27 protein-coding genes are annotated in these 25,812 nt (G+C 61.7%); 16 read left to right on the top strand and 11 right to left on the bottom strand.

The genetic code is table 11. The features are described from left to right. Window positions 1-150: 150 nt before the first annotated feature. Window positions 151-2,112 carry an acetate--CoA ligase gene (acs, locus tag KHO53_RS17735; protein WP_010226642.1) on the bottom strand — a complete coding sequence of 654 codons (1,962 nt, stop codon included), beginning with the start codon at window positions 2,110-2,112 and terminating at the stop codon, window positions 151-153. A gap of 404 nt (window positions 2,113-2,516) precedes the next feature. Here acs and KHO53_RS17730 point away from each other — a divergent pair, with 404 nt between their 5' ends. Then, window positions 2,517-2,777, top strand: a complete 261-nt coding sequence (locus KHO53_RS17730; protein ID WP_036994258.1) for a DUF2790 domain-containing protein — start codon at window positions 2,517-2,519, stop codon at window positions 2,775-2,777. Between the two features lie 125 nt (window positions 2,778-2,902). Here the strand turns inward: KHO53_RS17730 and KHO53_RS17725 are convergent, their stop codons facing one another. Beyond that, on the bottom strand, window positions 2,903-4,459 hold the full coding sequence (locus tag KHO53_RS17725; RefSeq protein ID WP_213570568.1) for a sigma-54-dependent transcriptional regulator: 1,557 nt from the start codon (window positions 4,457-4,459) through the stop codon (window positions 2,903-2,905). A gap of 281 nt (window positions 4,460-4,740) precedes the next feature. Here KHO53_RS17725 and phhA point away from each other — a divergent pair, with 281 nt between their 5' ends. The 5 genes from phhA to KHO53_RS17705 all read left to right on the top strand — a co-directional run bounded on the left by phhA (window position 4,741) and on the right by KHO53_RS17705 (window position 8,773). Continuing rightward, entirely contained in the window at window positions 4,741-5,529 is a 789-nt protein-coding gene (phhA, locus tag KHO53_RS17720) for a phenylalanine 4-monooxygenase (protein WP_010226636.1), read from the top strand. Window positions 5,530-5,570: 41 nt separating this feature from the next. Then, window positions 5,571-5,927, top strand: coding sequence for a 4a-hydroxytetrahydrobiopterin dehydratase (locus tag KHO53_RS17715; RefSeq protein ID WP_036994257.1), 357 nt, complete (start codon window positions 5,571-5,573; stop codon window positions 5,925-5,927). Beyond that, entirely contained in the window at window positions 5,927-7,120 is a 1,194-nt protein-coding gene (locus KHO53_RS17710; RefSeq protein WP_159388264.1) for an amino acid aminotransferase, read from the top strand. Before KHO53_RS17715 ends, KHO53_RS17710 begins: the two co-directional genes overlap by 1 nt. Before the next feature lie 227 nt (window positions 7,121-7,347). Further along, on the top strand, window positions 7,348-7,476 hold the full coding sequence (locus KHO53_RS25790; RefSeq protein ID WP_010226630.1) for a hypothetical protein: 129 nt from the start codon (window positions 7,348-7,350) through the stop codon (window positions 7,474-7,476). 100 nt (window positions 7,477-7,576) lie between these two features. Next, entirely contained in the window at window positions 7,577-8,773 is a 1,197-nt protein-coding gene (locus KHO53_RS17705) for an MFS transporter (RefSeq protein WP_036994255.1), read from the top strand. On the opposite strand, the gene arfB is transcribed toward KHO53_RS17705, so the two are convergent. The 3 genes from arfB to KHO53_RS25855 all read right to left on the bottom strand — a co-directional run bounded on the left by arfB (window position 8,770) and on the right by KHO53_RS25855 (window position 10,176). After that, window positions 8,770-9,183: an alternative ribosome rescue aminoacyl-tRNA hydrolase ArfB gene (gene arfB / locus KHO53_RS17700; protein ID WP_010226628.1), complete on the bottom strand. Its 414-nt coding sequence runs from the start codon at window positions 9,181-9,183 to the stop codon at window positions 8,770-8,772. The genes KHO53_RS17705 and arfB overlap by 4 nt on opposite strands. Before the next feature lie 22 nt (window positions 9,184-9,205). Continuing rightward, window positions 9,206-9,412, bottom strand: coding sequence for a hypothetical protein (locus KHO53_RS17695; RefSeq protein ID WP_010226627.1), 207 nt, complete (start codon window positions 9,410-9,412; stop codon window positions 9,206-9,208). A 104-nt stretch (window positions 9,413-9,516) separates the two neighbouring features. Then, the gene (locus KHO53_RS25855) at window positions 9,517-10,176 is read right to left on the bottom strand and encodes a helix-turn-helix domain-containing protein (RefSeq protein WP_309475845.1); all 660 of its coding nucleotides are present in this window, start codon (window positions 10,174-10,176) and stop codon (window positions 9,517-9,519) included. Between the two features lie 21 nt (window positions 10,177-10,197). Between KHO53_RS25855 and KHO53_RS17685 the strand changes: the two genes are divergently transcribed. The 6 genes from KHO53_RS17685 (at window position 10,198) to KHO53_RS17660 (ending at window position 17,009) form a co-directional block, all read left to right on the top strand. Continuing rightward, window positions 10,198-10,851, top strand: coding sequence for a DUF1120 domain-containing protein (locus tag KHO53_RS17685; RefSeq protein WP_036994252.1), 654 nt, complete (start codon window positions 10,198-10,200; stop codon window positions 10,849-10,851). A 276-nt stretch (window positions 10,852-11,127) separates the two neighbouring features. Continuing rightward, on the top strand, window positions 11,128-11,763 hold the full coding sequence (locus KHO53_RS17680; RefSeq protein ID WP_213570567.1) for a DUF1120 domain-containing protein: 636 nt from the start codon (window positions 11,128-11,130) through the stop codon (window positions 11,761-11,763). A gap of 97 nt (window positions 11,764-11,860) precedes the next feature. After that, window positions 11,861-12,499 carry a DUF1120 domain-containing protein gene (locus tag KHO53_RS17675; RefSeq protein WP_010226621.1) on the top strand — a complete coding sequence of 213 codons (639 nt, stop codon included), beginning with the start codon at window positions 11,861-11,863 and terminating at the stop codon, window positions 12,497-12,499. A 136-nt stretch (window positions 12,500-12,635) separates the two neighbouring features. Continuing rightward, window positions 12,636-13,352 (top strand): fimbria/pilus chaperone family protein, encoded by a 717-nt coding sequence (locus KHO53_RS17670; RefSeq protein WP_036996288.1) that lies wholly within the window; start codon window positions 12,636-12,638, stop codon window positions 13,350-13,352. Further along, entirely contained in the window at window positions 13,349-15,811 is a 2,463-nt protein-coding gene (locus KHO53_RS17665; protein ID WP_010226619.1) for a fimbria/pilus outer membrane usher protein, read from the top strand. The genes KHO53_RS17670 and KHO53_RS17665 overlap by 4 nt, the downstream gene beginning before the upstream one ends. A gap of 34 nt (window positions 15,812-15,845) precedes the next feature. Next, window positions 15,846-17,009, top strand: a complete 1,164-nt coding sequence (locus KHO53_RS17660) for a DUF1120 domain-containing protein (protein ID WP_213570566.1) — start codon at window positions 15,846-15,848, stop codon at window positions 17,007-17,009. A gap of 44 nt (window positions 17,010-17,053) precedes the next feature. Here the strand turns inward: KHO53_RS17660 and KHO53_RS17655 are convergent, their stop codons facing one another. The 6 genes from KHO53_RS17655 to KHO53_RS17630 all read right to left on the bottom strand — a co-directional run bounded on the left by KHO53_RS17655 (window position 17,054) and on the right by KHO53_RS17630 (window position 23,584). Continuing rightward, window positions 17,054-18,475, bottom strand: a complete 1,422-nt coding sequence (locus KHO53_RS17655) for an amino acid permease (protein ID WP_010226617.1) — start codon at window positions 18,473-18,475, stop codon at window positions 17,054-17,056. Window positions 18,476-19,174: 699 nt separating this feature from the next. Further along, window positions 19,175-20,305: a 23S rRNA pseudouridine(2605) synthase RluB gene (rluB, locus tag KHO53_RS17650; protein ID WP_213570565.1), complete on the bottom strand. Its 1,131-nt coding sequence runs from the start codon at window positions 20,303-20,305 to the stop codon at window positions 19,175-19,177. A gap of 150 nt (window positions 20,306-20,455) precedes the next feature. Next, complete coding sequence (scpB, locus tag KHO53_RS17645; protein ID WP_213570564.1) at window positions 20,456-21,235, bottom strand: SMC-Scp complex subunit ScpB; 780 nt, start codon at window positions 21,233-21,235, stop codon at window positions 20,456-20,458. 15 nt (window positions 21,236-21,250) lie between these two features. After that, the gene (locus tag KHO53_RS17640; protein ID WP_085989520.1) at window positions 21,251-22,066 is read right to left on the bottom strand and encodes a segregation and condensation protein A; all 816 of its coding nucleotides are present in this window, start codon (window positions 22,064-22,066) and stop codon (window positions 21,251-21,253) included. 11 nt (window positions 22,067-22,077) lie between these two features. Continuing rightward, a complete protein-coding gene (locus KHO53_RS17635; protein ID WP_010223024.1) occupies window positions 22,078-22,707 on the bottom strand; it encodes an L-threonylcarbamoyladenylate synthase in 630 nt (209 codons plus the stop codon). 13 nt (window positions 22,708-22,720) lie between these two features. After that, window positions 22,721-23,584, bottom strand: coding sequence for a PHP domain-containing protein (locus tag KHO53_RS17630; protein ID WP_010223025.1), 864 nt, complete (start codon window positions 23,582-23,584; stop codon window positions 22,721-22,723). Between the two features lie 66 nt (window positions 23,585-23,650). Between KHO53_RS17630 and KHO53_RS17625 the strand changes: the two genes are divergently transcribed. The 4 genes from KHO53_RS17625 (at window position 23,651) to KHO53_RS17610 (ending at window position 25,771) form a co-directional block, all read left to right on the top strand. Beyond that, on the top strand, window positions 23,651-24,259 hold the full coding sequence (locus tag KHO53_RS17625; RefSeq protein WP_213570563.1) for a septation protein A: 609 nt from the start codon (window positions 23,651-23,653) through the stop codon (window positions 24,257-24,259). A gap of 1 nt (window position 24,260) precedes the next feature. Further along, entirely contained in the window at window positions 24,261-24,560 is a 300-nt protein-coding gene (locus tag KHO53_RS17620) for a YciI family protein (RefSeq protein ID WP_213570562.1), read from the top strand. A gap of 121 nt (window positions 24,561-24,681) precedes the next feature. Then, window positions 24,682-25,086, top strand: a complete 405-nt coding sequence (locus tag KHO53_RS17615; RefSeq protein ID WP_010223028.1) for an SH3 domain-containing protein — start codon at window positions 24,682-24,684, stop codon at window positions 25,084-25,086. Window positions 25,087-25,093: 7 nt separating this feature from the next. Next, the gene (locus KHO53_RS17610) at window positions 25,094-25,771 is read left to right on the top strand and encodes a response regulator transcription factor (protein ID WP_010223029.1); all 678 of its coding nucleotides are present in this window, start codon (window positions 25,094-25,096) and stop codon (window positions 25,769-25,771) included. The last annotated feature ends 41 nt before the right edge of the window (window positions 25,772-25,812 follow it).

The following is a 25,812-nucleotide window of genomic DNA, read 5'->3' as shown; positions in this document are numbered from 1 at the left end:
CAGAATGAACAAAGCCCCGCCGGCAGATGCCAGACGGGGCATTTGAGTAACACATGAGGGCCTCATCGCTGGCAAGCCCGCTCCCACAGTGGAAACATCACCCTGTGGGAGCCGGACTTGCCGGCGACAGGCTGCGAAGCAGCCTCAGACTCAGGCCGAAGCCTTGTTCATGTCCTTGTGGGTATCGATCAGGTGCTGCACCACACTCGGATCGGCCAGGGTCGAGATATCACCCAGGCCGTCGTACTCGGCCGTGGCAATCTTGCGCAGGATGCGGCGCATGATCTTGCCCGAACGGGTTTTCGGCAGCCCCGGCGCCCACTGGATGACATCCGGCGAGGCGATCGGGCCGATTTCCTTGCGCACCCAGTTCTTCAGCTCCAGGCGCAGTTGCTCGGTTGACTCGACTCCACCGTTGAGAGTGACGTAGACATAGATGCCCTGCCCCTTGATGTCGTGCGGCACACCAACCACGGCAGCCTCGGCGACTTTCGGGTGGGCGACCATGGCGCTTTCGATCTCGGCAGTACCCATGCGGTGGCCGGAAACGTTGAGCACATCGTCAACGCGACCGGTGATCCAGTAGTAGCCGTCTTCGTCGCGGCGGGCACCGTCACCGGTGAAGTACATGCCACGAAAGGTCTTGAAGTAGGTATCGACGAAGCGGTCGTGATCGCCGTACAGCGAACGCGACTGGCCCGGCCAGGAATCGAGGATCACCAGGTTGCCTTCGGCAGCGCCCTCGATCAGGTTGCCGAGGTTATCCACCAGCGCCGGCACCACACCAAAGAACGGACGGGTCGCCGAGCCCGGCTTGAGCGCGGTAGCACCTGGCAGCGGGCTGATCAGCACGCCGCCGGTCTCGGTCTGCCACCAGGTGTCGACGATCGGGCAACGCTCCTTGCCGACGGTGTGGTAGTACCAGTTCCAGGCTTCCGGGTTGATCGGCTCGCCCACCGAACCCAGCAGGCGCAGGCTGGAGCCATCGGCACCGGCCATGGCGGCCTGACCTTCGGCCATCATCGCGCGGATCGCGGTCGGTGCGGTGTAGAGGATGTTGACCTTGTGCTTGTCGACGATCTTCGACACGCGGGTAATGTCCGGGTAGTTCGGCACGCCCTCGAACAGCACGGTGGTCGCGCCGTTGGCCAGCGGGCCATAGACGATATAGCTGTGACCGGTGACCCAGCCAACGTCGGCGGTGCACCAGTAGACTTCACCCGGGCGGTAGTCGAACACCCGCTCGTGGGTCAGCGCGGCATAGACCATATAGCCGCCAGTGGTGTGCAGCACGCCCTTGGGCTTGCCGGTGGAGCCGGAGGTATAGAGGATGAACAACGCCTCTTCGGCCCCCATTTCCTTCGGCGCACAGTGGCTGGAGGCAACCTTCATCAGGTCTTCGTACCAAATGTCGCGGTGCTGGTGCCAGGCGATGTCGCCGCCGGTGCGCTTGCAGACGATGATCTTCTGCACGCTGCTGGTTTCCGGGTTGGTCAGGGCCAGGTCGACGTTGGCCTTGAGCGCGGTACGACGGCCACCACGCAGACCTTCGTCAGCGGTAATGACGATCTTCGATTTGCAGTCGATGATGCGCCCGGCCAGCGCTTCAGGCGAGAAGCCACCGAACACCACCGAGTGGATCGCACCGATACGGGCACAGGCCAGCATGGCAACCACGGCCTCGGGGATCATCGGCATATAGATAGTGACCACGTCACCACGGTGTACATCCTGACCGCGCAGGGCGTTGGCAAACTTGCACACCTGCTCGTGCAGTTCGCGGTAGGTGATATTGCGGTGTTCGGAAGGGTCGTCGCCCTCCCAGATGATTGCAGTTTGATCGCCACGCTCGGCCAGATGGCGGTCCAGGCAGTTGTAGGAAACGTTCAGAGTGCCGTCAGCAAACCATTTGATATCGACATGGTGATCGTCGAAGGAGGTCTGCTTGACCTTGGTGAAAGGCTTGATCCAGTCGAGGCGCTGAGCCTGCTCGCGCCAGAAGCCGTCCGGGTTGATCACCGACTGCTGGTACATGGCCTTGTAGGTCGCCTCGTCGGTCAACGTGTTGGCCGCGACCTCGGGACGAACGGGATACAGGGGAGCCGCACTCATCTTTGTTACCTCGGTGTAATAGTTGTTTTTGTATGACCTCGTTGTAACTGTACCAGACTGCGCCGGCCATTCGACGTTGGTAGTAACGACCTCGTCTTTTCTCCCTGCGGCCAGCAGCGAAGCGTCAAGGCCGGGCGTGCACGGCGGAAAATAAAAATATCCCGGCAGCCTGCCAGACGATTGTTACAGTTTCTGCCAACAGTGTTTATCAAAACCGTGGCTGTTTAAGCGCAGGCCGCACTCCTAGAATTCACCTCGCCAGCAACAGCACCACGATTAACTTTCTTGTAGCCCCCCACGAAGGGAAGTTAATCGGCAACTAATCGTGATAGTTGATCCTGTTGTACACGCGGCGCCACAAGCGCTGCGTGCCCCCTTACGACCTTAGACAGGTAAAAATGAAGATGAAAGCTTTACTGGTATTGGCACTGGGTAGTCTTTGCAGCGTGGCCATGGCCGAAGAAGTTGCACAAGGCGGCGCCGAGCAGATCCCGGTTGAACAGTACAGTTACTCGCAGCACCTGGACATCGCCAAAGTCATTTCCATGAGCGAAGTGCCGAATGTCTGCGAAGTGGTCCCGGCGCGCATGACCTACGAAGACTCCCAGGGCAAGCGCCACATACTCGAGTACCGGGTGATGGGCAACGGTTGCTCGAACGGCTGAGCCAACGGCTCGACCGCCTGCAGCGCCTCGGTTGTTAATCAACGAGGCGCGCTGCACTCATTGAGCCTCATGCGTGCAACTAACAACCTGCCGTTATTTCCCTTACTTTATTAACAGCGGATTAATTAATCCGATTTGCCAACGCCATGTTCACGCAACTTGTTGGCAATGGTTGTATGGGAAACACCCAAGCGTTTACCCAATGCCCGACTGCTGGGAAATTCGCTCAGCAAACGTTCCAGTACCGCTTTCTCGAAACGCCCGACTATTTGCCCCAGGTCGCCCTCAAGGGAGAAGTCACCCAGCGGCTGACGCCCACCGTACTCCGGCAAGCGAATATGTTCGCTCTTGACCACCCCGCCATCACACAGCGACACCGCCTGGAACAACACGTTCTCCAACTGCCGTACATTGCCCGGCCAGTGGTACTGGCTCAGGCGCTCCATTGCTGCCGGTGCAAGCTTGGGCAGTGAGCAACCGATCTGCCGGCTGGCCTGATCGAGAAAGTGCTCGACCAGCGGCGGCAAGCCATCCAGGCATTCGCGCAATGGCGGAATATGCAGGGAAAGAACGTTGAGACGATGGTAGAGGTCCTGGCGGAACTCGCCACGGGCACACAGCTCGGACAGGTCGACCTGGGTCGCACAGATCACCCGCACGTCCAGATATACCTCTTCATCGCTGCCTACACGACGAAAGCAGCCGTCCTGCAGAAAGCGCAGCAGTTTCACCTGTAAGCGCGGGCTCATCTCACCTACGCCATCCAGGAACAGGGTGCCGCCAGCCGTCAGCTCCAGCAATCCGAGCTTGCCCTCGGCCCGCGCCCCTTCAAAGGCGCCTGGGCCATAACCGAACAATTCGGTCTCGGCCATCGATTCGGGCAACCCCGCACAGTTGAGCGCCATCAACGGCGCCTGGCCACGGGGGCTGGCCAGGTGGCAGGCGCGGGCCAGCAACTCCTTGCCGGTACCGGTTTCCCCCTCGATCAGCAGCGGGGCATCCAGCGGCGCCATGCGCCGCGCCTCGCGGACCACCGCCGCCATGACCCGCGAGCTCTGGAAAATGCTGTCGAAGCCGCGCAGCTCCTGCTTGCGCACGTTATAAATGCGCTCACCGATGCGGTCAGCGCGGTGCAGGGTCAATACCGCGCCGGCCAGCGCCTCGCTGTCATCGTGCTCGGATTGCAACGGCGCGATGTCGGCGAGAAACACATCGCCCTTGACCTTGACCCGCAGGCCATTGATACGCGACTTGTTGGCACGCACCAGTTCCGGCAGGTCGAAATCCTCGGCATAACGCGACAGCGGAATGCCCGGCACCTCATCGACCCGCACCCCGAGCAACTGCGCCGCCGCACGGTTGGCGGCAACGATGGAACCGCCCATGTCGATCGACAGCACCGGGAAATCCAGGGCGCCGAGCAGGGCATTGAGCTCCATGTGCCGGCGCTCGCTGGGCATCAGGCCTACACGCTTGACCCCGAACACCCCGGCAATCGACTCGAATTTTGGTCGCAGGGCCTGAAACTGCAGGTTGATCAGGTTCGGGCAGTGCAGATAGATGGCATTGCCATGCTCGCCGCCGACCTCGCCGCGAGCGACGTTGATGCCGTACTCAACCAGCAGGTTGAGAATGTCGCGCAGGATGCCGATGCGGTTCTGGCAATGCACTTTAATACGCATGAAATGTCCTACTAGAAGGCCTGGTACGCGGCACGACAGCGATTTTTTTTGCAGCGACCGAATAATTTTCGTAAAGATTATGTGACAGACAGCCTGACTTTCAAGGAGCAAACCCCCTGATTTATCGGGATTCCGCCAATTTCGTAAAGTTATCGTTACAAATGCGAGTAACTATCACGGCAAATCAGCCGCCAGGACGCTACAACCGGCACGCTAGCAGGGTAACACTAGGGGTAATGGCTTGATCACATAACAAGAATGGCCCCCAGCAGGAGAGCAGCATGAAACAGACGCAATACGTGGCTCGCGAGCCCGATGCGCAGGGTTTTATCGACTACCCGCAGCATGAACATGCGGTGTGGAACACCCTGATCACCCGCCAACTGAAGGTGATCGAAGGCCGCGCGTGCCAGGAATACCTGGACGGCATCGATCAACTGGGCCTGCCGCACGACCGCATTCCGCAATTGGGCGAGATCAACAAGGTGCTGGGTGCCACCACTGGCTGGCAAGTTGCCCGCGTCCCCGCACTGATTCCTTTCCAGACCTTTTTCGAACTGCTGGCCAGCAAACGCTTTCCGGTGGCGACGTTCATTCGTACCGAACAAGAGCTCGATTACCTGCAGGAACCGGACATTTTCCATGAGATTTTCGGCCACTGCCCGCTGCTGACCAACCCCTGGTTCGCTGAGTTCACCCACACCTATGGCAAGCTCGGCCTGCAGGCTACCAAGGAAGAGCGCGTGTACCTTGCCCGCCTCTACTGGATGACCATCGAGTTTGGCCTGGTCGATACCCCGCAGGGTCGCAAGATCTATGGCGGCGGCATCCTGTCCTCACCGAAAGAGACCGTCTACAGCCTGTCCGGCGAACCTGAGCACCAGCCGTTCGACCCGCTGGAGGCCATGCGCACGCCATACCGCATCGATATCCTGCAGCCGCTGTACTTTGCCCTGCCTAACCTCAAGCGCCTGTTCGACCTGGCCCACGAAGACATCATGGGCATGGTCCACACAGCGATGAAGATGGGCCTGCACGCACCGAAGTTTCCACCCAAGGTCGCCGCTTGAGCGACCTTGCAAACCAATAACAACCACTTGCGGAAAACCTTATGAACGCCTTGAACCAAGCCCACTGCGAAGCCTGCCGTGCCGATGCGCCACAGGTCAGCGACGAAGAACTGCCGGTACTGATCAAGCAGATCCCGGATTGGAACATCGAAGTCCGTGACGGCATCATGCAGCTGGAAAAAGTCTTCCTGTTCAAGAATTTCAAGCACGCCCTGGCCTTCACCAACGCCGTTGGCGAAATTTCCGAGGCCGAAGGCCATCACCCAGGCCTGCTGACCGAATGGGGCAAGGTCACCGTGACCTGGTGGAGCCACTCGATCAAGGGCCTGCACCGTAACGACTTCATCATGGCCGCGCGCACCGACGAGGTCGCCAGCACCGCCGAAGGCCGCAAGTAATGCACTTCGGCGCCATTGGGCGCGTACCCGGCGATCCGATCCTCGGGCTGATGGAGGCGTATGCCAAGGACAGCAACCCGAACAAGTTCGACCTCGGTGTCGGGGTGTTCAAGGATGCCCAGGGCCTGACGCCGATTCCGGCGGCGGTCAAGCAGGCCGAACAGCGCCTGCTTGAACAGCAGACCAGCAAGAGCTACGTCGGCGGTCATGGCGATGCGGCCTTTGGCCGGCTGATCGGCGAACTGGTGCTGGGCAGTGATTCGTCGCTGCTGAGCAACCAGCGCGCCGGCGCCACCCAGACCCCGGGCGGCACCGGCGCCCTGCGCCTGGCGGCGGAGTTCATCGAACACTGCCTGCCGGGCCGCGGCATCTGGTTGAGCGATCCGACCTGGCCGATCCACGAGACCATCTTCGCCGGTGCCGGCCTCAAGGTCAGCCACTATCCCTATGTCGGCACGGACAACCGTCTGAACGTCGCCGGGATGCTGGCCGCCCTGGAAGTCGCGCCTAAGGGCGATGTGGTGTTGCTGCACGCCTGCTGCCACAACCCGACTGGCTTCGACCTGAGCCAGGACGACTGGCGCGCCGTGCTCGAGGTGGTGCGCCGCCGCGAGCTGCTGCCGTTGATCGACTTCGCCTACCAAGGCTTTGGCGATGGCCTGGTAGAAGACGCCTGGGCGGTACGGCTGTTCGCCGCGGAACTGCCCGAGCTGCTGATCACCAGTTCCTGCTCGAAAAACTTCGGCCTCTATCGTGACCGCACCGGCGCCCTGCTGGTGTGCAGCCATGATGCCGAGAAGCTGCTGGATGTGCGTAGTCAACTGGCATTGCTGGCGCGCAACCTGTGGTCGACGCCACCGGATCATGGCGCGGCGGTAGTGGCGCAGATTCTTGGCGACGCCGACCTCAAGCGCCTGTGGGTCGAAGAAGTCGACGCCATGCGCCAGCGCATTGCCGAGCTGCGGGTCGGCCTGGTCGAGGCCTTGGCACCCCACGGCCTGAGCGAACGCTTCGCGCATATCGCCAAGCAACGCGGGATGTTCTCCTACACCGGTTTGTCGCCGGAGCAGGTCAAGCAGCTGCGTGAACGGCACAGCGTGTACATGGTCGGCACTGGCCGGGCGAACATCGCCGGCGCCGATGCGGCACGCCTTGAAGCACTGGCTGCCGCCATCGCCGACGTCTGTCGCTAAAAGCATCGCTGGCAAGCCAGCTCCCACAGGTCATGCATACACCGGACCTTGTGGGAGCTGGCTTGCCAGCGATCGGCTGCGCAACAGCCCCGGAAGATCCCCTGATCGTCAACACCAATCAGCAGGAAAATTCATACTGTCATTCAGACTCCTGTATCCTGCACAGGCTTTCACAAGCCCATGCGCGCCTTGCGCAGCCTTTCCACACACTTGCGAGGAACGACGAGATGCATGAAATCCCGAATCTTCCCTTCCCAAGCCTGAACCCAGAAGAGCAGACTCCTGCCACTCACAGCGCCGAAGCAGCCCAGGCTGACCACGACGGTGACGAAACCTCCAGCGCCGACCAGGAATAATCGCGCAACGATCAGACTGTGTGAAAACGGCTGATGCAGGGACCACCCCGTCAACACGTTTTCACACCGTCAAGAATTCCTCTTCTACGAAAGCCCGCACATGCCCGACTCACCGCGCCCCCTTGCGGTCACCCTGCAAGTCGTCTCCATCGTCCTGTTTACCTTCATCGGCTACCTGAACATCGGCATCCCCCTGGCCGTGCTGCCCGGCTACGTGCATAACGACCTGGGCTTCGGCGCCGTGGTTGCGGGCCTGGTGATCAGCGTGCAGTACCTGGCCACCCTGCTCAGCCGTCCGTATGCCAGCCGCATCATCGACAACCAGGGCAGCAAGCGCGCGGTGCTCTACGGCCTGGCCGGTTGTGGCTTGAGCGGCGTGTTCATGTTGATTTCGGCGTGGCTGCAGCATGCGCCCTGGCTGAGCCTGGCCAGCCTGCTGGTCGGGCGCCTGGTGCTGGGCAGCGCCGAAAGCCTGGTCGGCTCCGGCGCCATCGGCTGGGGCATTGGTCGGGTGGGCGCGCAACACACTGCCAAGGTGATTTCCTGGAACGGCATCGCCAGTTATGGTGCGCTGGCCATCGGCGCACCGCTGGGCGTAGTGCTGGTGCAGCAGTTCGGCCTGTGGAGCATGGGCGCCAGCATTTTGCTGCTGTGCGTGCTGGGGCTGGCGCTGGCCTGGCCGAAAACCGCCGCCCCTGTGGTTGCCGGTGAACGCCTGCCGTTTCTGCACGTGCTTGGCCGGGTGTTCGGTCACGGCTCGGGGTTGGCCCTGGGCTCGATCGGCTTTGGCACCATCGCCACCTTCATCACCCTGTACTACGCCAGCCACAACTGGAACAACGCGGCGCTGTGCCTGAGCCTGTTCGGCGCCTGCTTCATTGGTGCCCGACTGCTGTTCGGCAACCTGATCAACCGTATCGGTGGCTACCGGGTGGCGATCGCCTGCCTGTCGGTGGAAACCCTCGGCCTGCTGCTGCTCTGGCAGGCTCCGAGTGCCGAGCTGGCCCTGGCCGGTGCGGCGTTGAGCGGCTTTGGTTTCTCGCTGGTGTTCCCGGCCCTGGGGGTCGAGGCAGTCAATCTGGTGTCCGCCTCCAATCGCGGCGCGGCCGTGGGCGCCTATTCGCTGTTCATCGACCTGTCGCTGGGGATCACCGGGCCGCTGGCTGGGGCGATTGCTGCCGGATTCGGCTTTGCCTCGATCTTTGTCTTTGCCGCTGGCGCGTCTTTCTGCGGTTTGCTGCTGAGCCTGTACCTGTATCGCCAGGCCCGTCTGCAGCCACCACGACACCTGCTTTAATAATCGATCTTGCCGCGCCCGGCCTTGATCGCTCCACGCTTGCTCTTGGTGTCCAGGCGCCGGGTCTTGGAACCCAGGGTCGGCCGGGTCGGGCGCCGCGCCTTTTCGACCTTGGTCGCCGAGAGAATCAGTTCGCGCAGGCGCTCCAGCGCATCGGCCCGGTTCTGCTCCTGGGTTCGAAACTGCTGGGCCTTGATGATGATCACCCCGTCACGGGTAATGCGACTGTCGCTCAGCGCCAGCAGACGCTCCTTGTAAAACGCCGGCAATGACGAAGCCTGGGTGTCGAAACGCAGGTGCACGGCGCTGGAGACCTTGTTGACGTTCTGCCCGCCGGCGCCCTGGGCGCGGATGGCAGTCAACTCGATCTCGTCGTCCGGGATCTGCACCGCGTTGGATAACTGCAACATCACACATCCTTTGATCAAACATTCAGGCCGACTCAGGTATTCGGCAGCGCTCGCGCTCGGCCTCTTGCGCCCCCTGGCACAACACTTGCGCTACCCGCTGTACGCAGCCCTGATCCACCGGGGACAACTGGCGAAACAAAATCAGCAGCTCGTTTTCGACTTCACTCAAGCGTTGCACAGGCGAAGCGTCACTTTCCGTGTTGAATGCGCAGGTTTTATGCTCCGACATGATCACCCTTCCCTAGCGAGACTGAATGCATCGACGTTACGAGCAATTCTCTGCGAACCCACTAGGACCGTTCCGAGCGTTTCGTAGGAAAATTGAGATAATAGCTATACGCCACTACCTTTTGCGTCGTGCATGGCCCCGACAATTCTATGCACAACTTCTTGGTCGGCGATAGCCAATGACCGGTATTGAGCCAGCAAGCGCTGTTCCGGCTCGTTCAACGAAGCGCCGCCATCAATCGTGCGCACGCCGGTAATCACGTAGCGCACATCGACCCCTGCCCCCGCAACTGCCGCCAGGTACGCCGCGTCCGGGTTGCGCTCGCCTTTTTCATAACTGCCCTGGGTATTGCGGTTGACCCCGCCAAGCTGGGCGAAATCATCCTGACGCAAGCCCAGACGGGTACGTTCCTGGCGCAATCGTTCTCCGCTCTCTGCCGATTTCGGTGCAGAATTTGCACAATTTTTCAAACAAAACCCCTTTACACGAACATTTTTTTGGGCATAATCGGCATCCGAACACCACAGACAGCCTTGCCGAGCACTATGCTCCCGCTGTTTACCTCGGGCAAGGCCAAGCAAAGCACATAAAACCAAACATTCGCACGTTCCATCGTCTAACAAAAACGTGTGAAAAATCGTCACGGATGACACAGGATCAGGGATTCGTCCCTGGTAACTGGCAGAGCAAGCTTGCCTTGCGCTGCCTGAAGAACCATCCGCTGCCGATTCCTGCATAAGACCCACAACGGCACGGAGGTTCATTCATTTTCAAAGGACCGAACAATGAACACCAAGCCTTTGTGTACCCTGACCGCGCTGCTGACCTTCGTCAGTGCAGGCGCACATGCCAGCAGCACTGACGTCAATATCAGCGGCACCCTTACTCCGGCAGCGTGTACGCCGTCGCTTTCCGCAAACGGCCAGGTCGATTTCGGCAATATTTCCATGCCCGAACTTCCGCCCCAGCCCGTGATTCCCGATCACTCGGCCCTGCCGCCGCGCAACCTGACCTTCACCGTCGTCTGTGACCGGCCAACCCGTTTCGCCCTGATAGCCACCGGCAATCGCCGCGACAGCACCTCGATGCCAATGCCCAAGGCATTCGGCTTGGGCACCACCACCAGCGGTGAGTCCCTGGGCTTTTACAGCGCCGTATGGGCGGACAGTGATGCGACCCTCGACAATCTGCCAGCCGACACCCTCTACTCCGAAGACAAAGGCAGCACCTGGACTCGCATAGCCGGTGGCGGCTTCGAGCACCAGGGCGACAAGCCAGACTCACGCCTGGGCTTTGCCCGGCGCAGCCAGAACAGCCCGTCAGCCGCAGAGCTACTGAATCTGCGACTGGAAGTCACGGGTTGGTTGCGCAACGACATAACCCACGTCGATGAAGCCCTGCTGGATGGCCACATGACCATCGAGCTTCAGTACCTCTGAAGACGGCAAAGCAGGCAAGACTCGAAATAGCCGGGAACGGCTGCCTTCGCTCGGAAAACGCCGGTGTGGTCGATCAGCACCTTCTCACCAGCCTGACCTCAAGAGGACTCGAGCTTCTACCCATAGGCACGACACCCTAATAACAGCCAAGCCTGGCCGACAAGAACCCGGCACACGCCCAAGCCACTGCCTGCCGAACGACAGGGAGCGGGCAACTGCGCGCGCAAAACGGGTCACAGCAACACTTAAAACACCAACATCCAGAAGGAAATCACTGTGAAAAAGTCCGTACTGACCCTAGCGGCCCTATTGAGCCTGGCCACCGCCAACGCCATGGCCGCCACCACCGACCTGAGTGTCACCGGCACCATTACCCCGGCGGCCTGCACGCCAACCTTGAGCAATGGCGGCGTGGTTGATTACGGCGTGCAGTCGCTGTCAAACCTTGAAGAAACCTCAACCACCTACAAGCTCCCCGCCAAAAGCCTGAACTTTGCCATCGAATGCAGTGCACCGGCCGCCATCGCCGTCATCGCCAACGACAATCGCCGCGAAAGCGCGGGGCCCAACCCTTGGCTGTTCGGCCTTGGCATGTATGAAGATCAGCCAATCGGCATCTACTACATGCATTGGGACGACGAAGAAGCCCTGATCGACGGCGGCAGCGGCATGAACCTGATCTCGCGTGATGCTGGCAACACCTGGGACAGCCACCGCACCGCCACCCTCGTCGATGCCGGCCGGGGCCCGGACGAAAGGATTTCTTTCTCCAACCAGACAGTCAGCAGCCCAACAGCAGTCACCAGCGTAACCATGAACATGAAGGTAACAGGCCACATAAACAAGGACTTGTCGTTCAACGACAACGTAACACTGGACGGCAGCGCAACCATCGAGATCGTCTACCTCTGAACCTTGCCCGAGCGCTTGAAACGACAGCCCGTAGCGCAGCAAGCAGACCATTTGCCAAACGGGCGACAGCCAATACCCACACTGAAAGGAAATCACTGTGAAAACCTCCGTCCTCTCCCTTGCTGCACTGCTTTGCCTGGCCACCACCCACGCCATGGCCGCCACCACCGACCTGACAGTCACCGGCACCATCACCCCGACCGCCTGCACACCGACCTTGAGCAATGGCGGGCAGGTGGACTACGGCGTTGTATCGCTGGCAAACCTTGGGGAAACAGGCAACTACTATCTCCTTCCAGCCAAAAACCTGTCCTTCGCCATCGAATGCAGCGCGCCGACCAGCATTGCCGTTATTGCCAGCGACAATCGTCGCGACAGTGCGCCCTCAGAGTTGAAGCGGTTTGGACTTGGCATGCATGAAGACCAGCAACTCGGCAATTTTTTTATACGCTGGATAAACGGCGGCACCCTGGTGGATGGTGAAACGGGCTACCACCTGGATTCGCTGGACGGCGGTACCAGCTGGATCCCCGCGTCGACTCTCATCCTAAGCGACTTTGGCAAGGAACCGGGCTTCCGGGCCTCTTTTGCAAACCAGCCTTCACCGTCGGCGCCCAGTGCAGTCACCAGCGTCAGTATCAACCTGGAAGTCAACGGCTTTCTCAACAAGAGCCTGACGTTAACCGACAACGCTCAGCTTGACGGCAGCGCGACCCTCGAGGTCGTGTACCTCTGATCGTCATCCGTGACCAAGGGCGCGAACACGGAACGCTCGCCGCCCACCTCTGACATCCGGCTCGCGCACTCCCCGATCACGCCTGATGGAAGCAGCCCGGGGAGCTGCGCCCGACGCCCAGCACTGAACAGCGACCATGATCAAAGCGTGCAAACTCGTTGCAGGCCCCCTGCTGCCTGCAATTCTTCTCTGCACCCTACCCCTGCCCCAGGCATACGCCGACGGTATGGTGCCCAGAACCTCAGTGGTCATCGTCGAAGAAGCCCGCGCCAGCGGCAGTGAATTCGTGGTGACCAATACCGACCCACAAGCCGCCCTGCTGGCGGTGTTCATCGAGAACCCAGCTGAAGACAACGACAACCTGCTGGTGGTCCAGCCCACGGTCGCCCGGGTGGAAGCCGGCAAGGAACAACAGGTGATCTTCCACTATGTGGGCAAGGAGCCTCTGCACAGCCAGCGCCTGCGCCGGGTGATCTTCGAAGGCATTCGCGAAACCGCTCCCGGTAGCACCCAGAACATGCGGGTCAACTTCGGCGTGCGCCAGAACCTTCCGGTCATCCTTCACCCCAAGGGCTTGGCACGCAACAGCGAGCCCTGGAAAGGGCTGGTCTGGCGCGTGGATGGCAAGCAATTGCGCGTAGAGAACAACACGCCTTACGTCGTTCGCCTGGCCCAGGAGCTGCAACTGCTGCCTGGTCAGCACTCACTGGACCTGGGCCGCAACTACGTCCTGGCCCACGAAACCATCACACTCGACTTGCCTGATGCCGCCGCCGCGGCCACTACCGTGCGCTTTCAGCCGGCCACGGTTTATGGCTTTGCGGTCGACCCCTTCGAGGCAAGCATCCTGTGAGCACCCCCGATGACGCCCTGGGCAAAAAGCGCCCGCGCGAGCAACTGATACTCGGCCTGTGCCTGACATTGCTGGGCCTGGATACCCTTAAACCTGCGCAGGCGGCCAATGAACCCGTTCACGCCGAGCACAGCGTGTTCGACCAGGAAGTGCTGCGCCAGCGTGGCATCGATCCGAAGCTGGCGGCCTTGTTCGGCCGACAAACGCGCTTCCCGCCCGGCCGCCAGCAAATCAGCCTGACGGTCAATGGCCGCGACAAGGGTGCCACCCAGGCCCGCTTCAGCCAGGACGGCAGCTTGTGCTTCGATGACGCGTTGCTGGCATTTGCCGGGATCGAGCGCCCCGCCGACTGGCCCACTACCCTGGACGAGCAGGATGCCCCGGTCGATCCGGCCTGCCTCGAACTGGGCGAGGCCTTCCCTCAGGCGCAGGTCGAGCTGCAGCCAGGGCAACACCGGGTGCAGGTCGTCGTCCCCGACCAGGCCCTGGTGCAGCACCGTCAACTGTCGCAAGACTATAACCAGGGCGGGGTTGCCGGCCTGCTGAACTACGACCTGTTCAGCTCGTTCAACCGCTACGACGGCCAGTCCAGCCGTTACGCGGCAGCCAACACCGAACTGGGACTGAACATGGACAACTGGATCCTGCGCAGCCGCCAGGTGCACAGCCGCTTCGACGGCAAGGTGCACAGCGAAATGCTCGACACCTATGTACAGCGCAGCTTCGCCGAGCATCGCAGCCTGTTCCAGGCTGGCGAAATCAGCCTGGTCAACCCGGTGCTCAACGGCGCGCAGATCATCGGGGCGCAGGTAACCCCCGAATATGGCCTGCTCTCGCAACTGGACAATGCCAGCGTGCAAGGCATTGCCAACAGTCAGGCGCGGGTCGAAATCCACCAGAACGGCGCATTGCTGTACAGCACCGTGGTCCAGCCCGGGCCGTTTACCATCAGCAACATTCCGCGCATCACTTCGCGCTCGGACCTTGAGGTCACCGTCATCGAGACCAACGGTGAGCAACGACGCTTTCGCGTACCGGCCAACCTGACCGCCAGCGTTCGCCCGCAAACCGGTTTCAGCGTCGGCGCCGGGGTTGTGCGCAGCCACGGCCATGACAGCGACGACCCAGCAGTGGTGAGCCTGGGCCAGACAGGCGCATTGGGAGATCGCTCAAGCCTGAGCAGCGGCGTGATCCTCGCCCAGGGGTACCGGGGACTGGGTGCCAGCGTGGGCACAGTACTTACCCCCCAGCTCAACGGCGAAGTCTTTACCCTTGGCTCACAAGCAACCACGCTGGACAAAAGCGGCGCCCAACTGGGCGGTCAGCTCAACTGGCAACTGAATGAGCAATGGTCAAGCCTGGTGGCCGGCAATCATCGCACCCGTGGTTACCGGGAGCTGCTCGACAGCACCAACCGGGACAACGAGGAGCACTGGTCCAGCTACCGTGATCAGCTCAGTACCAGTTTGCGCTGGGCTAGCGCCGCCCTGGGCAGCTTCAACCTCGGCTACACGCAAACCACCTATTACGAGCATGACAGCAATCAACGCCTATTTCTGTCCTGGGGCAACAGCTACGGTGGGCTGACCCTGTCAGCCACGATGGAAAAGTCCGTCGGCAGCAGCAATGGCTACAACGACGATGCCCTGTACTTCAGCGCCAGCATTCCGCTGGACGGCAAACGCCGTTTGCGCAGCAGTGTCCGCCACAGCGGCGGGCACAGCAACAGCACGCTGGCCTACAACGAACAGGTAAACGACAGCTTCGGCTATCGCCTGGGCGCCGAGCATCGTTCGGGAGATTCCAGTACGCTGGCCAGCGCCGGCCTCTCGGCCTTGCCGCGCTATACCCAGCTGGACCTGAACTACAGCGGCGACGGTGATAACAGCAACTACAACCTGGGCCTGCGCGGAGGCGTTGCAGTGCACGGCGCAGGCATCACACCAACGCCCTACCCGATCCGCGATACCTTTGCCATCCTCTCGGTCACCGATACCCCCGGGGTCAAGGCCAGCACCCCCAGCGGCCCGGTGTGGACCGACCATACAGGGCATGCGGTGATTCCCGCCCTGGCCGCCTACGGTCGCAGCCCGGTCCAGATCGATACCCAGAGCTTGCCGATCAACATCAATGTCGATGAGGGTGCCGGCGTGCTGCGCGCCCACCGTGGCGCGGTGCCGCGCCTGAGTTTCAGGGCCTGGAGCACGCGTCGGGTGCTGCTGACCCTGCTCGACAACAGCGGTCAGCCGCTGGCCAGCGGTGCTTCGGTATTCGATGACCGCGGCCGCTTCATCAACCTGGTGCAGCCCGGCGGCCTGGTGTTCATCGATAACAGCGATGACATTGGCCACCTGATCGTCAGCGACCATCAGGCCAAAGAGTGCCGGGTCACTCTGGAACCGGACACTGGCAACACCACCGACAGCTACTACACCCAGGCTCAACGCACATGCAGTTGAGCCCCAGCGACGACCTGCCCCTGGCAATCAGACCTTGTGTCGTCAGCCTACTCGGCAGCCCGAAGAGGATGCGCCAGCACATGAACACCCTCCCCCCCTGCTATTGCTGTTCGTCTTGCCACTGTCGGCCATGGCGGCCGAATGCCGGCTACAGGTCAGCCCTGATCCACTGGACTACGGGACGCTTGATCGAAGCCGACTGGAAGCCGGCAGCCCTGGCCTGGCATTGGCGAAAAAGACCGCGCAACTGAGCATGAGCTGCAACGACCCTGCCGACCTCAGCCTGTTTTACAGCGCCAACGGCCTGGACAAGGAGCGCTTCGCGCTGGCGGGCTCGGGCCACTATCGATTGCAAGCCAGCGATGCCTTTGTCGACGGCGTGCGCGTGGACCTGGCCCGGCTCGATCAGCCCGGGGCAGTTCCGGCCCCGGCCAACGCCCACCTGAACTGGCAGCCACGCAGCGGCATCACCCCGGTGGCGGCGGGTAAACCGCTAAAAGGTCGCAACCTCAACCTGACCCTGGTGCTTGAGGGCGAACTCGATGCCCAGGCCTTTGCCGTGCGTGAGTCGACGCAGTTCAGAAGCACCGGGCAACTTCACGCCCCAGCGTCGGGCAGCACAGCCGAACTGGCCATACACTGGCAGATCATCCCAGCAGCCTGTACCCCGAGCCTGTCCCAGGGAGGCGTAGTGGACTACGGCAGGATCACCACCCAAAGCCTGAACAGCGACCGGCGTACGCGCCTGCCCACCCGTCAATTGAACCTGTCGATCAATTGTGACAGCCCGGCGCGTTATGCCTTGCGCATGCACGACAACCGTGACGGCAGCTCGCTGGTCAACTCGCTGATTTTCTATGGCCTGGGACGCGATGGCGCCGAGAACAGGATCGGCTTGTATGAAGTACAGTTCGACCCGCAGTCGATCACTGCCGACCAGCTAGCGGCGGTTTACCTGACCCAATCCACTGCCGGCGGCATCGGCTGGAGCGATTCGGGCAGCGAGCCGAGGAGCATTGCCGATACCACCGTACTCGGCTTCAGCGATGAAGCCATGACCGCGAAGGGACCGGTGGCCATTCGCAACCTCAACGCGACAGTCAACATACTGCCGGTGATCGCCCCGACCAACGAACTGGACAACCGCCAGGATATCCAGCTCGATGGTTCAGGCACCCTCGAAATCATCTACCTGTAAAGCAAAACGCCCCGCGCAGCGGGGCGTTCGTTCAACCATTTGAATCAGCGCTTGAGCGGTGCAGGGCTGGCTGCGACCGTGGCTTTGCTGCGGTTGGTTTTCAGGCTATAGCACACGCCCATCACCAGCAGCCAGACCGGAATCGCATAGACCGAGATCTGGATGCCCGGGATCTGCAGCATGATGCCCAGGATCAGCACCACGAAGGCCAGGCAGATGTAGTTGCCATAGGGGTACCACAGCGCCTTGAACAGCGGCGTCTGGCCGGTCTTGTCCAGGTGCTGGCGGAACTTCAGGTGCGAGTAGCTGATCATCGCCCAGTTGATCACCAGGGTTGCCACCACCAGCGACATCAGCAGCTCCAGTGCATGCTGCGGCATGAAGTAGTTGAGCAGTACGGCCACCAGGGTCACTGCAGCAGAGGCCAGGATCGAGCGTACCGGCACACCGCGCTTGTCGATCTTCGACAGGCTGGCCGGAGCATCGCCCTGCTCGGCCATGCCGTAGAGCATGCGGGCATTGCAGTAGGTACCGCTGTTGTACACCGACAACGCCGCAGTCAGCACCACGAAGTTGAGGATGTGCGCGGCAACATCGCTACCGAGCAGCGAGAACACCTGCACGAACGGGCTTGCACCATAAGTGCCACCGGCCGAGTCCAGGCTGGTAACCAGGCTGTCCCATGGCGTCAGCGACAGCAGCACCACCAGGGCACCGATGTAGAAAATCAGGATGCGGTAGATCACCTGGTTGATCGCTTTGGGGATCACGGTCTTCGGCTTGTCGGCTTCAGCGGCGGTGAAACCGAGCATTTCCAGGCCACCGAAGGAGAACATGATGATCGCCAGGGCCATCACCAGGCCGCTGACACCATTGGGGAAGAAGCCGCCATGTTCCCACAGGTTGCTCACCGAAGCCTGCGGGCCGCCGCTACCACTGACCAGCATCCAACTGCCCAGGGCGATCATGCCGACAATGGCCAGAACCTTGATGATCGCGAACCAGAACTCGGCCTCGCCAAACACTTTGACGTTGGCCAGGTTGATCGCGTTGATCAGGATGAAGAAGGCTGCCGCCGAGGCCCAGGTCGGAATCTCTGGCCACCAGTAGTGCACATACTTGCCGACCGCGGTGAGTTCCGACATACCGACAAGGATGTACAGCATCCAGCAGTTCCAACCGGAGAGAAAGCCGGCAAAACCACCCCAATACTTGTGCGCGAAGTGACTGAAGGAACCGGCTACCGGCTCTTCAACGATCATTTCACCCAGCTGGCGCATGATCATGAAGGCAATGAAGCCACAGATCGCGTAGCCGAGAATCATCGACGGGCCCGCCGATTTCATCACCCCGGCCGAACCCAGGAACAGCCCGGTACCAATTGCACCGCCCAGGGCGATCAACTGGATATGGCGATTTTTCAGGCCGCGTTTCAGCTCGCCTGAATGCGTGTTTTGTCCACTCATGAACGAAGTCACCTGCTTGTTTTTATCTGTGACGGAATCGGACCCACCGCGCTCGTGGCGCAGCGGAATTAACAAGGTGGTTACCTTGAAGGTTCTTGGACGAGGGTTCAGGTCGCGGGCAAGAGCCCTGGACGCATCAACCGGGTGTCAGCAAGAGTGCGAGGTACGCATTGGGGTCACAGTTAAAACGCGGCGCATTGTATACCCCTGCAGACGCGCAGGGGTCAACACGTTGCGTGACTGTCTGACGACAAAACGCACCGTTCCTGAGGAAAGGGTCAAGCCTGGGGGGGTAATTGGCGTACATAGCGCCTCCATTTGTTCTTATCAATGCCTGGCTCTCCGGCCCGGCTACGCACCGCAATGGCGCCTATCTCACCGCTGCGCAGACCTGCGGGCAAGCTGTTGACGGTTACGTAAAGCGCCCCGCCCCGGGCGACTCGGAAAGTTCTGTTTACAGCAGAAAAAAATCGCAGGAACAGCCCAATAACCGGCAAGCCTTTGTAACGAAATATTTACAAGGTGGTTTAAATTCTTTCCACGCCTTACGGAAGTATCTGTAAGACAAGGAAATTTCGAGCAAAAAAAAGCCAACCCGAAGGTTGGCTTCTTCAACACTGTAGGAACGGGCTTGCCCCGCGATTACGATTTATCCGATCCAACGCAATCGCGGGACAAGCCCGCGCCTACCCACCCACCTTACGGGCGTGGTTTGTTGCGGGTGCTGCCCGGACGCTTGGGTGCCGGCTTGCCGCGCTTGTTCATGTCGCTCGGGCGCTCGGCCACCGTGCTGCTGCCACGGCCACTGTCCTTGCGCGGGGCTTCGCCACGTGGTTGGCGGGTTGGACGCTCCTCGCCCCGCGGCTGACGGGCAGGACGTTCGGCTTCACCACGGGGCTGACGTGCAGGGCGCTCACCAGCAGTGGCTGCATCCTGAGCCGGACGCAAGGTGCGCACGCGCTCGCCACGCCCCAAAGGACGGGTGGACTTGCGCTGCAGGCGCTCGAGCTTGTCCTTGGACTTGTGGTTCAACGCCGGCATGGCCACCGGAGTCAGGCCCACTTCAGCCGCGAGGATGTCGACTTCCTGCTGGCTCATTTCGCGCCAGCGGCCCATCGGCAGGTCGGAGTTGAGGAACACCGGACCGAAACGCACGCGCTTCAGGCGGCTGACCACCAGGCCCTGGGATTCCCACAGGCGACGTACTTCACGGTTACGGCCTTCCATCACCACGCAGTGGTACCAATGGTTGAAGCCTTCACCGCCAGGTGCTTCCTGGATGTCGGTGAAACGCGCCGGGCCGTCTTCGAGCACAACACCGGCCTTGAGGCGGGCAATCATGTCTTCGTCGACTTCACCCCGCACACGCACCGCGTACTCACGGTCCATTTCATAGGACGGGTGCATCAGGCGGTTGGCCAGTTCACCGTCGGTGGTGAACATCAGCAGGCCGGTGGTGTTGATGTCGAGGCGGCCGATGTTGATCCAGCGCCCTTCTTTCGGGCGTGGCAGGCGGTCGAACACGGTCGGACGGCCTTCCGGGTCGTCACGGGTGCAGATTTCGCCGTCGGGCTTGTTGTACATGATCACTCGGCGCACGGTTTCGGCGGCTTCTTCGCGCTTGATCAGGCGGCCGTCGACCGAAATCGCATCGTGCAGGTCGACGCGCTGGCCAAGGCTGGCATCGACGCCATTGACCTTGATCCGGCCCTGGCTGATCCAGGCCTCGACGTCACGGCGCGAGCCCACGCCGATACGGGCGAGCACTTTTTGCAGTTTCTCGCCTGATGGCGGCAATGGCTGGGCTTCTTGCAGGTCTTTTTCACTCATGCTGGGCACCTCCCGGTGTATTGACAAAAATCTGGTATGGCGGACAAGCGCCAAAAAGGGTCGCGAATCATACGCTGATCGCGGCGTGAACGCACCTGAGACTAGTCGAAATTGCAAAAGTTGCCGGGACTCTGCGCCCGAAGGCCGAGGTTACTGATGCGGCGCCTGCGGTTCGGTTTCCAACGGCTCGGCATCGAGGTCGAGCGGTGTTTCGTCGATCAAGTCATCGAAGTCGGTCTTGAGCCCTTCTTCCATGGCGTCCAGCTCGGTCAGCAAGCTGCGGAAGCTGGTTTCTTCCGGCGCCTCCTGCGGCTCGGCGCTGGCATCGGCCAGGGCCTGCAGGTGCGCCGGCACCGGCGCGTCGTCCAGTTCCAGCACAGGTTCCGGCGCAGGCTCCATCTCGCGCAATTCGGCCAAGGGCGGCAACTCGTCGAGGTTCTTCAGGTTGAAGTGGTCGAGAAAGGCCTTGGTGGTGGCGAACATCGCCGGTTTGCCGGGCACTTCACGGTAGCCGACGATACGAATCCACTCGCGCTCGAGCAGGGTCTTGATGATGTTGGAATTGACCGCCACACCGCGCACGTCTTCGATCTCGCCGCGGGTGATGGGCTGACGGTAGGCAATCAGCGCCATGGTCTCCAGCAGTGCCCGGGAGTAGCGCTGCGGGCGCTCTTCCCACAGCCGGCCGACCCAGGGCGCGTAGTCCTCGCGAATCTGCAGGCGGAAACCCGAGGCCACTTCCTTGAGCTCGAAGGCGCGGCCATTGCAGGATTTGCGCAGCACCTCCAGGGCCTTCTTGAACACCGCAGGCTCCGGGCGCTCAGCTTCCTCGAACAGCTCATACAGGCGCTCGAGGGATTGCGGTTTGCCCGAGGCCAGCAAAAAGGCCTCGAGCAGGGGCGCCAGGTCGCGCGGTTCATTCAGGTTCATGGGCTTGCTCAGTTGTTACTCGGCGCGGGCGCGGACATGGATCGGCGCAAAGGGCTCATTTTGCACCAGTTCGATCAAGGATTCCTTGACCAATTCGAGAATCGCCATGAAGGTCACCACCACCCCGAGCTTGCCCTCCTCGGCCGTGAACAACTCGACGAAGGGCACGAAACCGCCGCCCTTGAGACGTTCAAGCACTTCGCTCATGCGCTCGCGGGTCGACAGCGCCTCACGGCTGACCTGGTGGCTTTCGAACAGGTCGCCACGGCGCAGCACTTCGGCCATCGACACCAGCAGTTCTTCCAGGCTGACCTCGGGCAACAGTTTACGCACCTTGGCCTGTGGCGCGTCCAGGCGCGGCACGACGACCTCGCGGCCGACGCGGCTGAGGCCATCGATGCCTTCGGCGGCGGCCTTGAAGCGTTCGTACTCCTGCAGGCGACGGATCAGCTCGGCGCGCGGGTCGGCCTCTTCCTCCTCGACCTCGGCGGAACGCGGCAGCAACATCCGCGATTTGATCTCGGCGAGCATCGCCGCCATCACCAGGTACTCGGCGGCCAGCTCCAGGCGCACGGTCTTCATCAACTCGACGTAGCCCATGTACTGGCGGGTGATTTCCGCCACCGGAATGTCGAGGATGTCGACGTTCTGCTTGCGGATCAGGTACAGCAGCAGGTCCAGTGGGCCCTCGAAGGCCTCCAGGAACACTTCCAGGGCATCCGGCGGGATGTACAGGTCCACCGGCATCTCGGTCATGGCTTCGCCATACACCAGCACCAGCGGCAGTTCCTGCTGGGCCCCGGCTTGCGGATCGATGCTCGGCTCGGTGATGGTCGCCTGGCTCACGCTTCGACCATGAACGGCGCAGGATCGCCACAGCCGACGCGGATCACTTCCGGCTCGTCACCGGCCAGGCTGATCACGGTCGAGGCCTTGAGGTCGCCAAAGCCGCCATCGATGATCAGGTCGACGTGATGCTCCAGGGCCTGACGGATCTCGTAGGGGTCGGTCATCGGCTCGTCTTCGCCGGGCATGATCAGGCTCACGCTCATCAGCGGCTCACCGAGTTCTTCGAGCAGGGCCAGGGCGATCGGGTTGGACGGCACACGCAGGCCGATGGTGCGGCGCTTTTCGTGCAGTAGCAGGCGCGGCACTTCACGGGTGGCGTTGAGGATGAAGGTGTACGGCCCCGGCACATGGGCCTTGAGCAGGCGAAAGGTGGCGGTATCGATCTTGGCGAACAGGCCCATCTGCGACAGGTCGCAGCAGATCAGCGTGAAGTTGTGGTTCTTGTCCAGCTGGCGCAGGCGGCGAACCCGTTCAACGGCGTTCTTGTCGCCGATCTGGCAGCCCATGGCGTAGGAGGAATCGGTGGGATAGACCACCACACCGCCCTTGCGAATGATTTCGACGGCCTGTTTGATCAAGCGCGGTTGCGGGTTTTCCGCATGAATCTGGAAAAACTGACTCACGTTCTCTTCCTGTTCAGACTGCCGCGATAGGCTGCTCATATTTGAATCGGCGCCACAGGGGTGGCAGGTCCTCTGGCAATGGCCGGTAGACACCGATCTCGCCCCAGGTGCCCGGGCCATGGAAATCACTGCCGGCACTGGCCAGCAGACCGAATTCACGGGCCAGGATCGACAGAGTGCCTACCTGTTCAGCCGGCATCATGCCGTTGACCACTTCCAGCGCCTGGCCGCCTGCTTGAATATAGTCGGCAATCAGCCGGCGGCGCTTGCTGCGGGTTAAATCGTAGTGCATCGGATGGGCCAGGCTGACCCAGGCATCGGACTGGCGCAGGGTCTGGACGGTGTCCTCCAGGGTTGGCCAATGCAGCTTCACATCGCCCAGCTTGCCGGCCCCCAGCCACTTGCGAAACGCCTCGGCGCGGTCTTTTACATAGCCTGCGCGCACCAGGTACTCGGCAAAATGCGGGCGCGCCGGGGCATTGCCGCTGTCGCCCAGCTCCTGCTGAATGGCCCGGGCACCCTCGAGCGCACCCTTCATGCCCTTGAGCGCCAACCGTCGGTCGATTTCTTCCGAACGCAGCCAGCGACCACGGTGCAGCGACTCGACCGCGGCCTGCAATGGCGCGGCGTCGAGCGGGAAGTTGTAGCCCAGCACGTGGATGGTCGCCCCGCCCCAGGTGCACGACAGCTCGATGCCGCTGACCCACTGCATCCCCAGCGCCTGGGTCGCGGCGCGCGCTTCGAGTTGGCCCTCGAGGGTGTCGTGATCGGTCAGCGAGAGCATCCGCACGCCGTGCTCATGGGCCCGGGCAACCAGTGCCGTTGGCGACAAGGCGCCGTCGGAGGCCGTACTGTGGCAGTGCAGATCAACATTCATAGGTGGCGCTTTCGCTGTCATTGATGTTTGTTATTATGCCGACACATCCTGCTTCTGGCTGCCACTGTGAAACAATTCATCGATTTCATCCCGCTGCTCCTGTTCTTCATCGTCTACAAGCTCGAACCGCGTGCCGTCGAATTCGCCGGGCACAGCGTCGAGCTCGGTGGCATCTACAGCGCCACGGCGATGCTGATCATCAGCTCGCTGGTGGTTTACGGCGCCCTGTTCATTCGCCAGCGCAAGCTGGAGAAGGGCCAGTGGCTGACCCTGGTCGCCTGCCTGGTATTCGGCGGCCTGACCCTGGCCTTTCACAGCGAAACCTTCCTCAAATGGAAGGCGCCGGTGGTCAACTGGCTGTTCGCCCTGGCCTTTGCCGGCAGCCACTTCATCGGTGACCGGGTGCTGATCAAGCGCATCATGGGCCACGCCCTGACCCTGCCGGAGCCGGTATGGACGCGCCTGAACATCGCCTGGATCGGCTTTTTCCTGTTCTGCGGTGCCGCCAACCTGTTCGTCGCCTTCACCTTCCAGAGCATCTGGGTCGACTTCAAGGTGTTCGGCAGCCTGGGCATGACCGTGCTGTTCCTGGTGGCCCAGGGCCTCTACCTGTCCCGCCACCTGCATGACGCCGACCCCAGCACCCCGCCTTCAACCCCTAAGCACGAGGAATGACATGCTTTACGCCATCATTGCCACAGACGTAGCCGATTCGCTGGAAAAACGCCTGGCCGCCCGCCCGGCGCACATCGAACGCCTGCTGCAGCTCAAGGAACAAGGCCGTGTGGTCCTGGCCGGCCCGCACCCGGCGATCGACAGCAACGACCCCGGTGCCGCTGGCTTCACCGGCAGCCTGATCGTCGCCGAGTTCGACTCGCTGAGCGCCGCCCAGGCCTGGGCCGATGCCGACCCGTACATTGCCGCTGGCGTCTACACCAACGTCATCGTCAAGCCGTTCAAGCAAGTCCTGCCGTAATCCCCTGGGGCGGTGGCCGAGCAGGCACACCGCCCTTTGCAGCTTTCGCTGCGCAACTGCTCATTATTCTCGCCTGATGGCCGACAACCTCCTGAACCACTCAATGGAATCAGGAGTTCCGATGCGTCAAGGTCCGTTGTCCCTGCTGCTGTGCCTGTTGCTGCTGACCCCCTTCGCCCAGGCCGAAGAGCCCGCCGGCTCCAGCACCCCGTTGTCGCTCAGTGCCGGTAGCCAGATCACCGAGCTGCAACAGCGCCTGAAGGAAAGCGAGCGCTTGCGCGAAACCCTGGTCCAGCAACTGCACAACGCCGACAGCGAACGCGAAAGCGCCCAGCTCACCCGCCTGCGCCAGGAAAACCAGCGCCTGAAACTGGCGATCAAGGAATCACAAGCCAGCGCCGCACCGAAACTCATCACCGACCAGCAACAATGGTTTTTGATTGGTGGCGCAGTTGCCCTGTTTGCGGCACTCTGCGGTATCTTTGCCAGTGGCGGACACAGAAAGCGTCGGCAATGGTTGAATTGAGTGAGTCATGAGCGAGCTGTTACTGATTGATGATGACCAGGAACTCTGCGAGCTGCTCGGCAGCTGGCTGACCCAGGAAGGTTTCGTGGTACGTGCCTGCCACGATGGCCAGAGTGCCCGCCGGGCCCTGGCTGAACAAGCGCCGGCCGCCGTGGTGCTGGATGTGATGCTGCCCGACGGCAGCGGCCTGGAACTGCTCAAGCAACTGCGCAGTGAGCACACCGAATTGCCGGTGCTGATGCTCTCGGCCCGTGGCGAGCCGCTGGACCGCATTCTCGGCCTGGAACTGGGTGCCGACGATTACCTGGCCAAACCCTGCGATCCGCGCGAGCTCACCGCCCGTCTGCGCGCCGTGCTACGCCGCAGCCACCCGAGTGCGACGCCCAGCCAGGTGGAAATTGGCGACCTGTGCTTCAGCCCGGCCCGTGGCGTGGTCAGCATCGATGAGCACGAACTGACCCTGACCCTCTCCGAAAGCCGCATCCTCGAAGCCCTGCTACGCCAGCCCGGCGAGCCGCTGGACAAGCAGGAACTGGCACAGCTCGCCCTGGGCCGCAAATTGACCCTGTACGACCGCAGCCTGGACATGCATGTCAGCAACCTGCGCAAGAAGATCGGCCCGCACGCGGACGGGCGCCCGCGCATCGTTGCCCTGCGCAGCCGCGGTTACTACTACAGCCTGTAATGTCAGCACGGCGACCAGGCGTCTTTACTCAAGCTTTACCC

It is taken from the genome of Pseudomonas sp. RC2C2, from assembly GCF_018390435.1.
Taxonomy (GTDB): Bacteria; Pseudomonadota; Gammaproteobacteria; order Pseudomonadales; family Pseudomonadaceae; genus Aquipseudomonas; species Aquipseudomonas donghuensis.
The sequence above is the reverse complement of the archived record's forward strand: the minus strand, read 5'-3'. Positions and strand labels throughout refer to the sequence as shown.

Bases quoted from the DNA above. Each gene is read 5' to 3' on its own strand.
- KHO53_RS17710 (WP_159388264.1), top strand. From the start codon at position 5,927: ATGCACTTCGGCGCCATTGGGCGCGTACCCGGCGATCCGATCCTCGGG.
- phhA (WP_010226636.1), top strand. From the start codon at position 4,741: ATGAAACAGACGCAATACGTGGCTCGCGAGCCCGATGCGCAGGGTTTT.
- arfB (WP_010226628.1), bottom strand. From the start codon at position 9,183: ATGTTGCAGTTATCCAACGCGGTGCAGATCCCGGACGACGAGATCGAG.
- KHO53_RS17620 (WP_213570562.1), top strand. From the start codon at position 24,261: ATGCTTTACGCCATCATTGCCACAGACGTAGCCGATTCGCTGGAAAAA.
- KHO53_RS17730 (WP_036994258.1), top strand. From the start codon at position 2,517: ATGAAAGCTTTACTGGTATTGGCACTGGGTAGTCTTTGCAGCGTGGCC.
- KHO53_RS17655 (WP_010226617.1), bottom strand. From the start codon at position 18,475: ATGAGTGGACAAAACACGCATTCAGGCGAGCTGAAACGCGGCCTGAAA.
- KHO53_RS17670 (WP_036996288.1), top strand. From the start codon at position 12,636: ATGATCAAAGCGTGCAAACTCGTTGCAGGCCCCCTGCTGCCTGCAATT.
- KHO53_RS17615 (WP_010223028.1), top strand. From the start codon at position 24,682: ATGCGTCAAGGTCCGTTGTCCCTGCTGCTGTGCCTGTTGCTGCTGACC.
- KHO53_RS17695 (WP_010226627.1), bottom strand. From the start codon at position 9,412: ATGTCGGAGCATAAAACCTGCGCATTCAACACGGAAAGTGACGCTTCG.
- KHO53_RS25790 (WP_010226630.1), top strand. From the start codon at position 7,348: ATGCATGAAATCCCGAATCTTCCCTTCCCAAGCCTGAACCCAGAAGAG.
- scpB (WP_213570564.1), bottom strand. From the start codon at position 21,235: ATGAACCTGAATGAACCGCGCGACCTGGCGCCCCTGCTCGAGGCCTTT.
- acs (WP_010226642.1), bottom strand. From the start codon at position 2,112: ATGAGTGCGGCTCCCCTGTATCCCGTTCGTCCCGAGGTCGCGGCCAAC.
- KHO53_RS17725 (WP_213570568.1), bottom strand. From the start codon at position 4,459: ATGCGTATTAAAGTGCATTGCCAGAACCGCATCGGCATCCTGCGCGAC.
- KHO53_RS25855 (WP_309475845.1), bottom strand. From the start codon at position 10,176: ATGAACCTCCGTGCCGTTGTGGGTCTTATGCAGGAATCGGCAGCGGAT.
- KHO53_RS17630 (WP_010223025.1), bottom strand. From the start codon at position 23,584: ATGAATGTTGATCTGCACTGCCACAGTACGGCCTCCGACGGCGCCTTG.
- rluB (WP_213570565.1), bottom strand. From the start codon at position 20,305: ATGAGTGAAAAAGACCTGCAAGAAGCCCAGCCATTGCCGCCATCAGGC.
- KHO53_RS17685 (WP_036994252.1), top strand. From the start codon at position 10,198: ATGAACACCAAGCCTTTGTGTACCCTGACCGCGCTGCTGACCTTCGTC.
- KHO53_RS17715 (WP_036994257.1), top strand. From the start codon at position 5,571: ATGAACGCCTTGAACCAAGCCCACTGCGAAGCCTGCCGTGCCGATGCG.
- KHO53_RS17610 (WP_010223029.1), top strand. From the start codon at position 25,094: ATGAGCGAGCTGTTACTGATTGATGATGACCAGGAACTCTGCGAGCTG.
- KHO53_RS17705 (WP_036994255.1), top strand. From the start codon at position 7,577: ATGCCCGACTCACCGCGCCCCCTTGCGGTCACCCTGCAAGTCGTCTCC.